Origin of the sequence: Amycolatopsis keratiniphila, assembly GCF_000400635.2 — a bacterium.
Lineage (GTDB): Bacteria > Actinomycetota > Actinomycetes > Mycobacteriales > Pseudonocardiaceae > Amycolatopsis > Amycolatopsis keratiniphila.
In genome coordinates, this window is the sequence record NC_021252.1 from 607,033 (window position 1) to 619,446 (window position 12,414).

Sequence of the window (12,414 nt, forward strand, 5' to 3'; positions counted from 1 at the left end):
ATGCCCAAACAGGTCAAACTCGCCGCGCATTTCCCCGGCGTCAACGACACGACCGTGTGGAGCGACCCGCGTTCGGGTAGTCAAATCGACTTTTCGTCCTTCGAGCATCTCGCGCGCACGGCCGAGCGGGGCAAATTCGACTTCCTGTTCCTCGCCGAGGGCCTGCGCCTGCGCGAACATGCGGGCAAGATCCTCGATTCGGACGTCGTCGGGCGGCCGAACACCACCACCGTGCTGGCCGCGCTCTCCGCGGTCACCACCCGGCTCGGCCTCGCGGGCACGCTGTCGTCCACCTTCAACGAGCCGTACGAGGTCGCGCGCCAGGTCGCGAGCATCGACCACCTCTCCGGCGGCCGCGCCGCGTGGAACGTCGTCACGTCACCGGACGCGTGGACGGGCCAGAACTTCCGCCGTGGCGGCTTCCTGAAACGCGAGGACCGCTATCGCCGCGCCGAGGAATTCCTCGCGACCGTGCGTGAGCTGTGGGACAGCTGGGCCCCCGACGCGCTGGTGGGGGACAAGGAGAACGGCGTCTTCGCCCGCGGCATCGGCCACTTTGTCCACAGTGGACCGCAGTTCGACATTCGCGGCGAGTTCACCGTCCCGAGGACCCCGCAGGGGCAGCCGATCGTCATCCAGGCCGGGGATTCCGACGAGGGCAGGGAGTTCGCCGCGAAGACCGCCGACGTCATCTTCAGCCGCCACGGTTCGCTGGAGAGCGGCAAGGAGTTCTTCGCCGACGTCAAGCGACGGCTGCCCGCCTACGGCCGCGAGCCCGGCGAGCTGCTGATCATGCCCGCCGCGACCTTCGTCCTCGGCGACACCGAGGAGGACGCGCACGAGCAGGCCCGCGAGATCCGCTACCAGCAGGTGCGCCCGGCGACCGCGATCCAGTTCCTCGAACAGGTCTGGAGCCGCGACCTCTCCGCCTACGATGCCGACGGCCCGCTCCCCGAGATCGACCCGGACCCCGACGCCGAACCGCTGACCTGGGGCCGGGTCCGCCACGAGAAGGAGCCGCTGGCCGTGGCCGCGAAATGGCGGGCGATCGCGGAGGAGAAAAAGCTTTCCATCCGCGAACTGGTCATCGAGGTGACCGCGCGCCAGCAGTTCGTCGGCACCGCCCGGCAGATCGCGGAATCGATCGACGAGTACGTCCAGAGCGACGCCGCCGACGGTTTCGTGCTGGTGCCGCATCTGACCCCGGTCGGGCTGGACGCGTTCGTCGACGACGTCGTCCCGCACCTTCAGGAGCGGGGTGTCTTCCGCACCGACTACACCGGCGACACCCTGCGGGAACACCTGTTCAGCCGGTAGCGCCCTGGGTGCGCGCGACGTTCATCAGATATTCGCCGTAGCCGGACTTCGCCAGCTTCGCCCCGAGCGCGAAGCACTGCTCCGCGTCGATGAAGCCCATGCGCAGCGCGACTTCTTCGAGGCAGGCGATCCGGACACCCGTCCGGTGTTCGAGGACCTGCACGAACTGGCCCGCCTCCAGCAGCGAGTCGTGCGTTCCGGTGTCGAGCCACGCGAACCCGCGGCCGAGGTCGATCAGGGTCGCGCGGTCCTGCCGCAGGTAGGTGAGGTTGACGTCCGTGATCTCCAGCTCGCCGCGCGGGGAGGGCTTGAGGTCACGGGCGATCTCGACGACCTGGTTGTCGTAGAAGTACAGGCCGGTGATGGCCTTGTTCGACTTCGGTTTCGCGGGCTTCTCCTCGATGGAGAGGAGCTTGCCGTCGGCGTCGATCTCCCCGACGCCGTACCGCTGCGGGTCCTTGACCGGGTAGCCGAACAGCACACAGCCGTCGAGCGCGGTCGCCGCGGCCTGGAGCCTGCTGGAGAAGCCCTGGCCGTAGAAGATGTTGTCGCCGAGCACGAGCGCGACGTCGTCGTCGCCGACGAAGTCCGCGCCGATGACGAACGCCTCGGCCAGCCCGTTCGGGGCGGCCTGCTCGGCGTAGCTGAAGCTGAGCCCGAACTGGCTGCCGTCGCCGAGCAGCCGCCGGAAATGCGGCAGGTCGACGGGGGTCGAGATGATCAGGATCTCGCGGATCCCGGCGAACATCAGCACCGAGATCGGGTAGTAGATCATCGGTTTGTCGTAGACCGGTAGCAGCTGTTTCGATATCGCCTGGGTGATGGGATGCAGACGCGTCCCACTGCCCCCCGCCAGCACGATGCCCTTCATGCGATGCCCCCGCTTCGTAACCGATCGCTCGGGACCTCACACTACCGGGTGCTCAGAACGCCGGACCTTTCGCGAAATACGCCTTGCAGCCGAGGTTGTACTCGGTGGAGATCTGCAACACGTTCTTGCCGCCGTCGACCGGCAGCAGCGTCGAGCTGTAGTTGGGACAGAAGTTGTTGTGGATCCCGACGATGTGCACCGGCGCGGGCAGTTCGTACCAGTGCCCGGCGCCGAAGTTGTCGTTGGCCAGCAGGACCTGCCCGTTCTTGGGCTGCGGGACGCCGGCGGCGTTGGTGTAGATCTGCCCGACCATCACCAGCCGCACCCCGTTCGGCCCGCCGGGGAACAGTGTGATCGTCTGCGCGTGCTGGAAGTAGTTGCCGCTGGCGGTGGTGACGCGGGTGCCGGGATCGAGGGGATCGCCCCAGTTGGCGCCGTCGGAGGAGATCTTGAAGTACGGGTCGCAGTAGCGGTCGCGGTAGTTGCAGATCTCGTAGGCCAGGTAATACCGGCCGTCGGGGAGGCGGCGGATGATCGGCATCCCGGGCCGCACCCGATGCGGCGGGATGGCCATCGTGCGCTGCTTGGTGCCCCAGTTCACCCCGTCGGTGGAGGCGACCCGGTTCATCACCTGCGCGAACTGCGGCGCCTCGGTCTCGTCGGCGTAGTGCAGCCACAGCGTGCCACCCGCGTCGACGACGAACTCCGGCTCCCAGATGCCGTCGTGGTTGTGCGAGCGGGCGGCCTCGGACAGGAAGGCCCACGAGCGGCCGGCGTCGCGGCTGTACCAGATCCTGATGCCGATCCGCCGTTGCGGACCGGCGTCCTGCCGGTAGCTCGCGGCCCACAGCAGGGTGCCCGCGCGCAGCCTGCCGACCCGCTGCGGTAGTTCGTACAGCGTTCCGCAGCACATGCCGCGGCGACCGTCGCGGTCGCGGACCTCGCCGATCTTGTGGAAGGTCTGGCCCTCGTCAGTGCTCTCCATGATCGGGGTGAACTTGCCGCTCGCGTCTTCGCTGGTCAGCGACGCGAGGATGCGGCCGCGGCCGATCGAGGAGTGCTCCAGGCGGATGAGCCGGGGGTACGAGCCATAGCCGGGCACGAGCTGTTGGCGCTCCGCGGCCTGCGCGGACGTGAACAGGGACGCGATCACCGTGAGTGACAGCGCGAAGGCGAGTGCGGAGCTGGAACGGCGTCTCATCGTGACCTTCCTCGAACGCGATCGCCGGATTACAACACGGGTATTTGTCCCTTTCGGGCTCCTGAGGAGGCGTTGCGGCGGAAACCCACGTCCGAGTGGCCTGAATCGCTCGGCCGGGTGGACCGGTAACGCTGGGCTATTGGCGGGCGAAGATCGGATGACGGGTTCGACTAGGGGGAAACACGTGATCAGGCGCTTGTGCGCGGCCGCGAGTGCCGTGCTGCTGACCGCGGGCCTGGTGGCCTGCTCGCCGTCGGCCCTGGGCCGCGTCGTCCCGCGGGCGGCCGCTCCGGAAGGGCTGCGCTCGCCATCGACGACCCCCACACCGGCTACCACCCCGAAGCCCGGCCCGCAGCCGGAGGAGAAGCATTCGGGGAAGGGGAACGCGTCGGTCCCGATGACCTGGCCGTCGCGCATCGGCTTTGTGACCTTCGACTGTCCGAAGTGTTCCGGGCACGTCGCGGTCAACACGGAGAACGAGCTGATCGTCAACGACATCGGCCCGTACAAGGGCACGCAGTGGATCAACGACATGCCCGGCCGTCAGGCGAAGACGTTCACCGTCAAGGCCAACGCCGCCTGGACGCTGACCATCACCGACGAAAGCGGTTTGCCCGTGCTCACGCCGGGCAAGCCCCTGTCCGGCAAGAGCGAAGCGGTGTTCGCCGCGCCCGATGGCGTTTCGTCGGTCGCCGTCACCACCAAGAACAGCGGCCGCACGGCGGTGTGGGTGCACAGCGGAGACTACTCGGAACTTCCCGTCAACCAGCTCGGCGACTACAAGGGCAGCGTGCCCGTGACCGGTCCGGCCTTCGTGTCGGTGGAAGGCGACGGGACCTGGACGGTCACCGCCTCGTAGACATGACGAAGGCCACCTTCGGCGGAAGGTGGCCTCGTCGTCGCCGTGCTCAGCGGTAGTTCGTGAACTGCAGCGCGATCTCGAAGTCCTTGCCCTTCAGCAAGGCGATCACGTCCTGCAGCTGGTCCTTCTTCTTGCCGGACACCCGCAGCTGGTCGCCCTGGATCTGCGCCTGGACGCCCTTGGGGCCTTCGTCGCGGATGAACTTGGCGATCTGCTTCGCCTTGTCCGACGCGATCCCCTGCAGGATCTTGCCGCCGATCTTGTAGATCTTGCCGGACAACGCCGGCTCGCCCGCCTCGAAGGCCTTCAGGGAGATGCCGCGCTTGATCAGCTTCTCCTTGAACACCTCGACCGCCGCCAGCGCCCGCTCCTCGGTCTCGGACTCGATCGCGATCGCCTCCTCACCGGACCAGTCGATCTTGGTCCCGGTACCCCGGAAGTCGAACCGCGTACCGAGTTCCTTGCTGGCCTGGTTCAGGGCGTTGTCCACCTCCTGGCGATCGACCTTGCTCACCACGTCGAAAGAGGGATCCGCCACGTGTTCTCACACCTCGTACTCGCTTGTCAGGAGCTTCCACCCTAGCCCTGTGGAACCCGGTTGACCGGCCCGCCACGGCGTTGGGTATTCTTTCGTCTCGGCCGGGGACACCCGGCCACGGCGAGTTGCCCGAGCGGCCAAAGGGATCTGACTGTAAATCAGACGGCACTGCCTTCGGGGGTTCGAATCCCTCACTCGCCACACCAGAGCGGCCCCGTGACCCAGTCACGGGGCCGCTCTGTTTGTTGCGTCGCCCACCTTTAGTTAGTGGTTAGTAACCAGTAACTTAGAGGGATGGCTGGACGGATGAGCGGACCCGAGCGACGTGCCCAGGTGCTGGCCATCGCCGCGCAGGAGTTCGCGGAACACGGGCTGCACGGCGCGTCGACGGAAGCGATCGCGAAGACGGCGGGGATCACGCAGGCGTACGTCTTCCGGATGTTCGGGACGAAGAAGGTCCTGTTCCTGGAGCTGGTCCAGGCCGCGTTCGAGCGGCTCAGCGACGCCATGCGGGACGCGGGCGACGGGAAGACCGGCCTGGACGCGCTCTCGGCGATGGGCGCGCAGTACTACGACCTGCTGGCCGACCGGACCGGGTTGTTGTTGCAGCTTCAGGGCTTCGCCGCGTGTGGCGACCCGGAGGTGCGGGACGTGGTGCGGTCGTGTTTCGCGCGGTTGTGGGGCACGGCCGAGGACGGCACCGGACTCGACCCGGTGACCGTGAAGACCTTCCTCGCCTTCGGGATGTTGCTGAACACCGGCGCCGCGATGGACGTCGAGCAGGTCGACGCCGCGTGGGCCGAGGGCGTCCGCACCAAGATCCAGCCTGGGCTGTTCACCCACATCACCACCGGGACGAACCGATGAGTGTCCCCGTGCGGCAAGACGGGCGGCTGAGCCCCGCGCTGGTGTGCACGGCGCTGGCGGGCGCGGTGATCGGCAGCGTCGGGGCGCCCCTGATCACTCCGGTCGCCACGGGCATGCACGTCTCTCTGGACGCCGCGCAGTGGACCTTGACGGTGACGCTGTTCAGCGGCGCGATCGCGGGCCCGGTGCTGGGCAGGCTCGGCAGCGGCCCGTATCGCCGCGCCACGATCCTGGTCACCCTGGGCCTGGTCATGACGGGCGGGTTGCTGACGGTGCTCCCGCTGCCGTACGCGGCGCTGTTGATCGGACGCGGCCTGCAAGGGCTCGGGGTCGCGGCCGGGGCGCTGTTGATGAGCGTCGCCCGCGCACACCTGCCGCCTGAGCGCGCGACATCGACGATCGCCGCGCTTTCGGTCGCGTCGACGGTCGGTATCGGCGTCGGCTACCCGGTGGTCAGCCTGCTCGACCAGCTCGCGGGACTACGTGTCGCTTATGGATTCGGCTTCCTCCTGTCCGCTGTCGCGTTCGTCATCGCCTGGCGGTTCCTTCCCGCCGAAGCGCCCGGCGAGTTTCCTCGGATCGATGTCCCCGGCACGCTGCTTCTCGCTCTCGGCACGCTCGGGCTCCTGCTGGTCATCGCCGAGCCGTCGATCTGGACGACCGCGTGGCTGGGCGCTGGTGTTCTAGCCGGTTCCGCCGCGGTCCTGGGCGGGTGGGCGTTCGTCGAGCTGCGCACGAAGGCGCCGCTGGTGAACCTTCGGTTGCTCGGCCAGAGCGCCATCCTCCGTGCGAACCTGGCGATCCTCGTGGCCGGAGCGGGTTTGTACCTGCTGTTCAGCTTGTTCACGCGTTATGTGCAGACGCCCGCCGGCACCCAGTACGGCTTCGCGCTTCCCGGAGTCGCCGCGGGTGCGGCGCTGATCCCGTTCTCACTGCTCGGATTCGTTGCGGGGAAAGCGATCCCGCGGCTCATCGCACGCCTCACCGAACGGTGGACGTACGCGTTCTCGGTCGTGATCGCCGTCGCGAGCGCCCTGCTGTTCGCCGTCGGCAACCGGTCGTTCCTTCTCGTCCTCGTCGCGATCGCCCTGCTCGGTTTCGCCGTCGGAGGTGTCTTCGCGGTGATGCCGAAACTCGTTCTCGCCGGTGTGCCCCAAGGGGAAACGGCCAGCGTGCTCTCGATCAACCAGATCGCCCGCAGCATCGGGATGGCCGTCGGCAGCGGTCTAGCCGGCCTTCTCCTCGCCGCTGCCACTCCGGACGGAACGTTGCTCCCCGCCCGGAACGGCTACCTCACGACGACGCTGTGGGCACTGCCGCTGCTCGCCGTCAGCGCGGCCATCATCGTCACGAACCGCGCTCCCAGACCGACACGTGTTTGGTGCTCTCGGCGGTGAACTCCGATCGGTCCCAGTCCGCCCAACGGTGCTTCAGGCGCATCCCGGCGATGCGGGCCATGAGGTCCAGTTCGGCAGGCCAGACGTACCGGAAGGGGATGCGGCGGAACCGCCCCTGTCCATCCGGTGTCACGGTGACGTGGTTCGACGTGAACTCCTGCGTGACCACGTCGTACTGGTCGAAGCCGACGTAACCGGGCGCCATCGCGAACGGGACGATGTCCTGTCCGGGTGGCAGGCGGCGCAGCGCGGGCAGGCCGACCTCGACGAGGAACAGCCCGCCCGGCCGCAGGTGCGCCGCCGCGTTCCGGAAGACGTCGACCTGCCCGTCCTGGGTGGTCACGTTGCCGATCGTGTTGAACACCAGGAAGACCAACGAGAATTCGCCGTCCACCCGCGTTTCGGTCATGTCTCCGATCGTGACGTCGACCGCGGCTCCGCCCGGCTTGTCCGCGATCCGCGCCGCCATCGCCCGGCTCAGTTCGATGCCGCTCACCGGCACGCCACGCGCGGCCAGCGGGATCGCGATCCGGCCGGTCCCGACGGCGAACTCGAGCACCGGGCCGTCGGCCAGATCTTCGAGGACGTCCACCGCGGGCGTCACCACTTCGGGCGCGTTCGCCCCACCGGGATCGTCGTAGTTCGCGGCCACGCTCTCGGGGAACCAGCCGTCCGAAGGTTCGTCTCCTGTGTCCGTCTCACTGATCACGGCCGCCGACGCTACGCGCGGGACCGTGCGCTCCTCATCCTGTTTTCTTACGTGGGGCGCTCACCGGCCGCGACCCCGCCTTTGCGGCCATGCGGGACGCGTGTTCGGCTCGGCCAGATCTTCGAGGTAGGTGTACTCGCTGAAGTCGTCGTCCGTCGTCGGCGGTCGTCGCGCGCGCCGGGGTTCGGCCGGTGGAGGTTCCGATTCGAGCTCCGCAGCGACCTCGGCCAGCAGAGGCCACAGCTTCTCCTGGGCTCTGGGCGCGAACAGCGCCTGTGCGAGCGGGTGCTCGCAATTCCCTGTCGCGACCTCCTCCCAAGTGAATTTGCCTTCCCGGACGCAGGTCGCCGCCCGGGCCAGCCGCGGCGGGACGTCAGGCCGTTCCGATGCGCGACGGAACACCGCGGCCGTGAACTTCGACGCGTCGACCATGCGCCACCTCCGTCGTTCTCCCGTCGCCGAACCGGAGCACGACATTACCGAGCGACGGGTGAGCAGGAATTCCCGCCGCACGACCCGGTGAAGCGTCAGTTCGCCGCGCGGTAGCGCAGCAGCACGACGCCCGAAGCGAACGCCTTCTCCTCCACCAGCCGAAGCTTCGGGACACCGGTGGCGCCGTCGAACAGCCGACGGCCTTCGCCGACCACGACGGGATAGACGAACAGCCGGTACTCGTCGACGAGCCCCTCGGCGATGAGCGATCGCACCAGCGAGATGCTGCCGGTGGTCACGATGTCCTTGCCTTCGGCGGTCTTCAGATTCTCGATCTCCGAGCGCAGCCCGCCGGAGAGCACCGTGGTGTTCTCCCACTCCGGCTTCGTGAGCGTGCTCGAGACGACGTACTTGTTCACGGTGTTGAGGTATGCGGAAATCCCTGTGGTGTCTTCGGTTTGGTGCGGCCAGTACCCGCGCATGTCCTCGAAGGTGACGCGTCCGAGCAGGAACGCGTCGGCATTCTCACGTTGTTCCTGGAGCGTGGCCAGAACGTCGGACTGGTCCACGTCCGGATCGGTGTCGCCCGGGCTGAACCAGTCGCCCGTCAGCTCGATCACGCCGTCGATCGTGCAGTTCTCGGTGACGATCAGCTTCCGCATGGACCCGACGGTACCGCCGGCCACCGACAAGAATGGAACGATGACCGAGCCGCCCGCCCACGGATCCGTCGTCCTCCGCGAGTTCACCGAAGCCGATGTCCGGCTCGCCCTCGAACTCGGCGAAGACCCCTACATCCCGCTCATCGGCAGCCTGCCCGCGCATCCGACCAGGCGGCAAGCCGAGGAATGGGTGCGGCGGCAGCAGAGCGGCCGGGCGGAGGGGCGGGGCTATCCCTTCGTGATCGTCGCGGACGGAGCCGCCGTCGGCACGATCGGACTCTGGCTGCGAAAGCTGTCCGAAGGCATCGGGATCTTGGGTTATTCGATCTCGCCAGAGCGCCGGCGACGCGGTTACGCGACCGACGCGCTCAAGGCGATTACCGAGTTCGCCTGGACCGTGTCCGGCGTCGAACGGATCGAGCTGTACATCGAGCCGTGGAACCGCGGTTCTCTGCGCGCGGCCGAAAATGCGGGCTTCCGCTGCGAAGGACTCCTGCCCGCCCATCATGAGATCGGCGGCGTCCTGAAGGACATGCTCCTCTACGTGTCGCCGTGAACCGCTCGCCGCGACGGATACCACGCCTCGCCCGCGGGTTCGCCCGCCATGTTCCAGCTCCACGACACCTTCGGCGTCACGCGCGAGTAGATGCCCGGGCCGACGATCCCCGTCCGTTCGATCGGGTCGGCAGCCTCGCCGTAAATCCGGACACCGCGGGCGATGAACGGGTCGAGCGAGACGAGATCGTCGACGAGCAAGGCGACTTTGCGTTGTCCCGCTTGGATATTGCGGAACTTCCGGGTCGCGAGGACCGACGCGCCCGCACCGCCCACCCAGAAATGCGTTCCGTCGAACTCGAACGCCAGCGGGACGACGTCCGGCTGTTCTCCGTCCTCCGACAGGGTCGCGAAGCGGGCCAACGGTTGCGAGCGCAGGTACGCGATCTCTTCTCCGGTGAAGGTCATGGCGCCATGATCCCCCTCAGGGCGTGAGAATCCGGGCACGGTTCAGGATCAGCATGTCGGTGACGAAGCAGACCGGCGTGCCGTCGGCCGTCCGGCCGATCCAGGTCGGATAGCTGCCGTCTCCCCAGCCGGTGGTGAACGCGATGATGTTGCCGCCGGCTCCGTCCGGGGTGACGTCGATATGCGGGTCCACCTCCTCGAATTTCTCCAGGAGGTCGTCGTCCATCTCCTCGGGGAGGGCGTCGGCGTCGGTGAAGCAGCCGGTGCCGCTGTCCACGCCGTAGCCGTAGAACTCCCCGTCACCGAGGAAAAGCGCGTTCTGCCCAGGCCAGAGCGCCGCTTCCCAGGTGACGACGGGGACGTCGGCCACGACGAGTTTGGCGGCCACGACCCGTTCGTGGGCCGGTTCACCGACGAACCGGATCACCGAGATCGCCACCTGGTACTCGCCGGGAGGCACGGTGACCGTGAAGTGGGCGGCGTCCGAATCCAGGAAGGCCGGATCCGCCGCGACGAGCCTGCCGCTGGGCATGCGGAGTGTCCCGGCATCCCGAAGTTCGATCTCGCCGACGCCATGGCCGTCGCTCAGGGAAAAGCGCGTGCCCGCGGTGAACATTTCGTCGATACCGAAGGGGCGCAAGGGAACGGAGGGCCGCCAAGGGCGTTCTTCGGCCGGAAGCGGTGGATCGATGACCGGGGTCTCCGGCGTCCGGAGGGTCAGCTGCTTCGTATTCGTGAAAGGTTCCCAGTCGCCGAAGGCGGGCTTCGGCATCCTCAGCTCCGACACCGGCTTTCGCACGCGACCGCTGCTGGAACCGCCGCCGTAGCCACGAGGAGCCTTGTTCACCCAGCCCTCACCTTCAGGGCCGAAGGACAGCTCGACCCGACCGGCGTTCCGCTCGTCGAACTCCTCCTGATCGTCGAAATGGTAGGTCCACTGATCGACCCTCACGAGGAACAGCGCGCCGTCTTCGAGCACGCGGAACTCGAACAACGCGCGGCGCCTGCTCCGCTCGTCGAAGTGCGCGGAGCGGGCGAAGTGGTGCTTCCAGGCGATTTCGATGAGCATTTGCGGCACTTCGGTGCCGGGGCGCACCAGCGCGACGGCGTACTGCTCCCCGGCGGCATCGCGTTCCCGCGCGACGCCGGGGGAGAACCGTCCGATCAGCGCTCGGGTGACCGGGTCCCAGCCTTCGCAGTAGACGACGTCGAGCAAGGTCCCCTCAGACATGGAGCGAAACCTAGCGGTTACCCCCGACAAATCCCAGGGGCTATTCGCGGATCGCGTAGTCGCCGAAGGCGGGCTCCAGCAGCTCGAAAGCCCGCTGTGTCGCCTTCGTCAGCGCTTCGGCGATCTCGTCGTTGCTCTCGCCGGCGTGGGAACGCCGGAGGACCTCGCGAAAGAGGACACGGTCGATCGCGTTGAGCTCGGCGGCGGCCATGACCGGGGTGACGTCGTCCGCGTCGGCTCCGGTCTCGGTCGCGAGAAGTTCGGCGAGCGCCGCTTCGCGCAGTTCGTGCAGTTCACGTAGCCGCGCGGTCAGAGTCGGGCTCTCCAGCACCATTTTCGCGAAGACCGGCCCGGTGAAACCGATCACAGGGGAGTGCGCCGCGACCGCGTCCAGGAAGGTGCGCCGTAGCGCGGCCAGCGCCGACTCACCCGGCTTCCGGTCACGGACGGCGTTCGCCAGCCCGTTCGTGAACTCCTCGTGCTGGTCGAGCGCCAGGTCCTCTTTGCGCGCGAAGTAGTTGGTGACGGTCTTCTTCGCGACTCTCGCCGCAGCGGCGATCTCAGCGATCGTCGTCTCCTCGAAGCCCTTCTCGATGAAGAGGAGCGTCGCCTGGTCGGAGATCAGCTGCCGTGTCTCCTGCTTTTTGAGCTCCCGAAGGCCCACATCCGCGCTGGTCATGAGCGAAGTTTACCACCGTCGTAAAAATATCCTTGACTTCCAGTAGGTCGGATGTAAACTTACGTCCGTACTACCGACCGCGAGAGAAGAGGCTCCTTGACCGCTCGAATCCCCCAAGGCAACGAAGGCACCAACCGCGCCCAGGTCCGCCGGAACGACCGCCGTCATCAGCAGCCGTTCCCCGGCCGCTCGATGCCGGTGCGCCGCTCGATCGGCGTCCCGCGCCGCCGGTCGTACTGACCGCCCAGCTCGTCCGAAAACTCATCGCCGACCGAAGGGGATAGCCCATGAACGTCCTTGCCTCCACCATCTCGCTGACCGTCGACGACGTCGCCGCGTCCAGCCGTTTCTTCACCGAGCACTTCGGCTTCACCGAGCAGATGGCCGCGGAGGGTTTCGTCTCCCTCGGGCACGAAACCGCGAAGGTGACCATCGTCCTGCTTCAGGCGGGGATCGAGGTCTTGCCGGAGAACCTTCGGCAGCAGCGCGCGTCCGGCGTGATCGTGGCCTTCACGGTCGAGAACCTCGAGGCCGAGGAGAAGCGCCTGCGCGACGAAGGTGTCGAGATCACGTTGCCGCTGCGGGAAGAACCGTGGGGAGAGCGTCTCTTCATGGTCACCGACCCGAACGGTGTGCCCGTGGAACTCGTGGAATGGGTGCAGCAGTAGGGAAACGTCAAAGCGGG

General features: G+C 67.5%; 16 protein-coding genes and 1 tRNA gene. 8 read left to right on the forward strand and 9 right to left on the reverse strand.

Annotation, left to right across the window (positions count from 1 at the left end):
- The gene (locus AORI_RS43910; RefSeq protein ID WP_016331024.1) at positions 1–1,317 is read left to right on the forward strand and encodes an NtaA/DmoA family FMN-dependent monooxygenase; all 1,317 of its coding nucleotides are present in this window, start codon (positions 1–3) and stop codon (positions 1,315–1,317) included.
- Here AORI_RS43910 and rfbA read toward each other — a convergent pair.
- Entirely contained in the window at positions 1,307–2,188 is an 882-nt protein-coding gene (rfbA, locus tag AORI_RS43915) for a glucose-1-phosphate thymidylyltransferase RfbA (protein ID WP_016331025.1), read from the reverse strand. The two genes, AORI_RS43910 and rfbA, sit on opposite strands and share 11 nt — an antisense overlap.
- A 52-nt stretch (positions 2,189–2,240) precedes the next feature.
- On the reverse strand, positions 2,241–3,389 hold the full coding sequence (locus AORI_RS43920) for a sialidase family protein (protein ID WP_016331026.1): 1,149 nt from the start codon (positions 3,387–3,389) through the stop codon (positions 2,241–2,243).
- Positions 3,390–3,573: 184 nt separating this feature from the next.
- On the opposite strand from AORI_RS43920, the gene AORI_RS43925 reads away from it, so the two are divergent.
- Entirely contained in the window at positions 3,574–4,248 is a 675-nt protein-coding gene (locus AORI_RS43925) for a hypothetical protein (RefSeq protein WP_016331027.1), read from the forward strand.
- Between the two features lie 49 nt (positions 4,249–4,297).
- Here AORI_RS43925 and AORI_RS43930 read toward each other — a convergent pair whose 3' ends face one another.
- Positions 4,298–4,789, reverse strand: coding sequence for a YajQ family cyclic di-GMP-binding protein (locus tag AORI_RS43930; protein ID WP_016331028.1), 492 nt, complete (start codon positions 4,787–4,789; stop codon positions 4,298–4,300).
- 119 nt (positions 4,790–4,908) lie between these two features.
- On the opposite strand from AORI_RS43930, the gene AORI_RS43935 reads away from it, so the two are divergent.
- From AORI_RS43935 to AORI_RS43945, 3 genes are all read left to right on the forward strand, one after another.
- Positions 4,909–4,990: transfer RNA gene (locus AORI_RS43935), tRNA-Tyr, on the forward strand.
- 93 nt (positions 4,991–5,083) lie between these two features.
- The gene (locus tag AORI_RS43940; RefSeq protein ID WP_228688291.1) at positions 5,084–5,656 is read left to right on the forward strand and encodes a TetR/AcrR family transcriptional regulator; all 573 of its coding nucleotides are present in this window, start codon (positions 5,084–5,086) and stop codon (positions 5,654–5,656) included.
- A complete protein-coding gene (locus tag AORI_RS43945; protein WP_016331030.1) occupies positions 5,653–7,053 on the forward strand; it encodes an MFS transporter in 1,401 nt (466 codons plus the stop codon). Before AORI_RS43940 ends, AORI_RS43945 begins: the two co-directional genes overlap by 4 nt.
- On the opposite strand, the gene AORI_RS43950 is transcribed toward AORI_RS43945, so the two are convergent.
- The 3 genes from AORI_RS43950 to AORI_RS43960 all read right to left on the reverse strand — a co-directional run bounded on the left by AORI_RS43950 (position 7,004) and on the right by AORI_RS43960 (position 8,856).
- Positions 7,004–7,762: a class I SAM-dependent DNA methyltransferase gene (locus AORI_RS43950; RefSeq protein WP_016331031.1), complete on the reverse strand. Its 759-nt coding sequence runs from the start codon at positions 7,760–7,762 to the stop codon at positions 7,004–7,006. The two genes, AORI_RS43945 and AORI_RS43950, sit on opposite strands and share 50 nt — an antisense overlap.
- A gap of 60 nt (positions 7,763–7,822) precedes the next feature.
- A complete protein-coding gene (locus tag AORI_RS43955) occupies positions 7,823–8,194 on the reverse strand; it encodes a hypothetical protein (RefSeq protein WP_016331032.1) in 372 nt (123 codons plus the stop codon).
- A 95-nt stretch (positions 8,195–8,289) separates the two neighbouring features.
- The gene (locus AORI_RS43960; protein WP_043848539.1) at positions 8,290–8,856 is read right to left on the reverse strand and encodes a dihydrofolate reductase family protein; all 567 of its coding nucleotides are present in this window, start codon (positions 8,854–8,856) and stop codon (positions 8,290–8,292) included.
- Between the two features lie 40 nt (positions 8,857–8,896).
- Between AORI_RS43960 and AORI_RS43965 the strand changes: the two genes are divergently transcribed.
- On the forward strand, positions 8,897–9,412 hold the full coding sequence (locus AORI_RS43965) for a GNAT family N-acetyltransferase (protein ID WP_043848540.1): 516 nt from the start codon (positions 8,897–8,899) through the stop codon (positions 9,410–9,412).
- Here the strand turns inward: AORI_RS43965 and AORI_RS43970 are convergent.
- Genes AORI_RS43970 through AORI_RS43980 form a run of 3 tightly spaced genes read right to left on the reverse strand, consistent with a single transcriptional unit; the run spans position 9,397 to position 11,729 of the window.
- Positions 9,397–9,819, reverse strand: a complete 423-nt coding sequence (locus tag AORI_RS43970) for a PPOX class F420-dependent oxidoreductase (RefSeq protein WP_016331035.1) — start codon at positions 9,817–9,819, stop codon at positions 9,397–9,399. The genes AORI_RS43965 and AORI_RS43970 overlap by 16 nt on opposite strands.
- A gap of 16 nt (positions 9,820–9,835) precedes the next feature.
- The gene (locus tag AORI_RS82365; RefSeq protein WP_016331036.1) at positions 9,836–11,050 is read right to left on the reverse strand and encodes a DUF4241 domain-containing protein; all 1,215 of its coding nucleotides are present in this window, start codon (positions 11,048–11,050) and stop codon (positions 9,836–9,838) included.
- A gap of 40 nt (positions 11,051–11,090) precedes the next feature.
- Positions 11,091–11,729: a TetR/AcrR family transcriptional regulator gene (locus tag AORI_RS43980; protein ID WP_016331037.1), complete on the reverse strand. Its 639-nt coding sequence runs from the start codon at positions 11,727–11,729 to the stop codon at positions 11,091–11,093.
- A 96-nt stretch (positions 11,730–11,825) separates the two neighbouring features.
- On the opposite strand from AORI_RS43980, the gene AORI_RS83630 reads away from it, so the two are divergent.
- Together AORI_RS83630 and AORI_RS43985 are read left to right on the forward strand one after the other, a co-directional pair.
- Positions 11,826–11,969 (forward strand): hypothetical protein, encoded by a 144-nt coding sequence (locus AORI_RS83630; protein ID WP_158073309.1) that lies wholly within the window; start codon positions 11,826–11,828, stop codon positions 11,967–11,969.
- 47 nt (positions 11,970–12,016) lie between these two features.
- Positions 12,017–12,397 carry a VOC family protein gene (locus AORI_RS43985; RefSeq protein WP_016331038.1) on the forward strand — a complete coding sequence of 127 codons (381 nt, stop codon included), beginning with the start codon at positions 12,017–12,019 and terminating at the stop codon, positions 12,395–12,397.
- Positions 12,398–12,414: the final 17 nt, after the last annotated feature.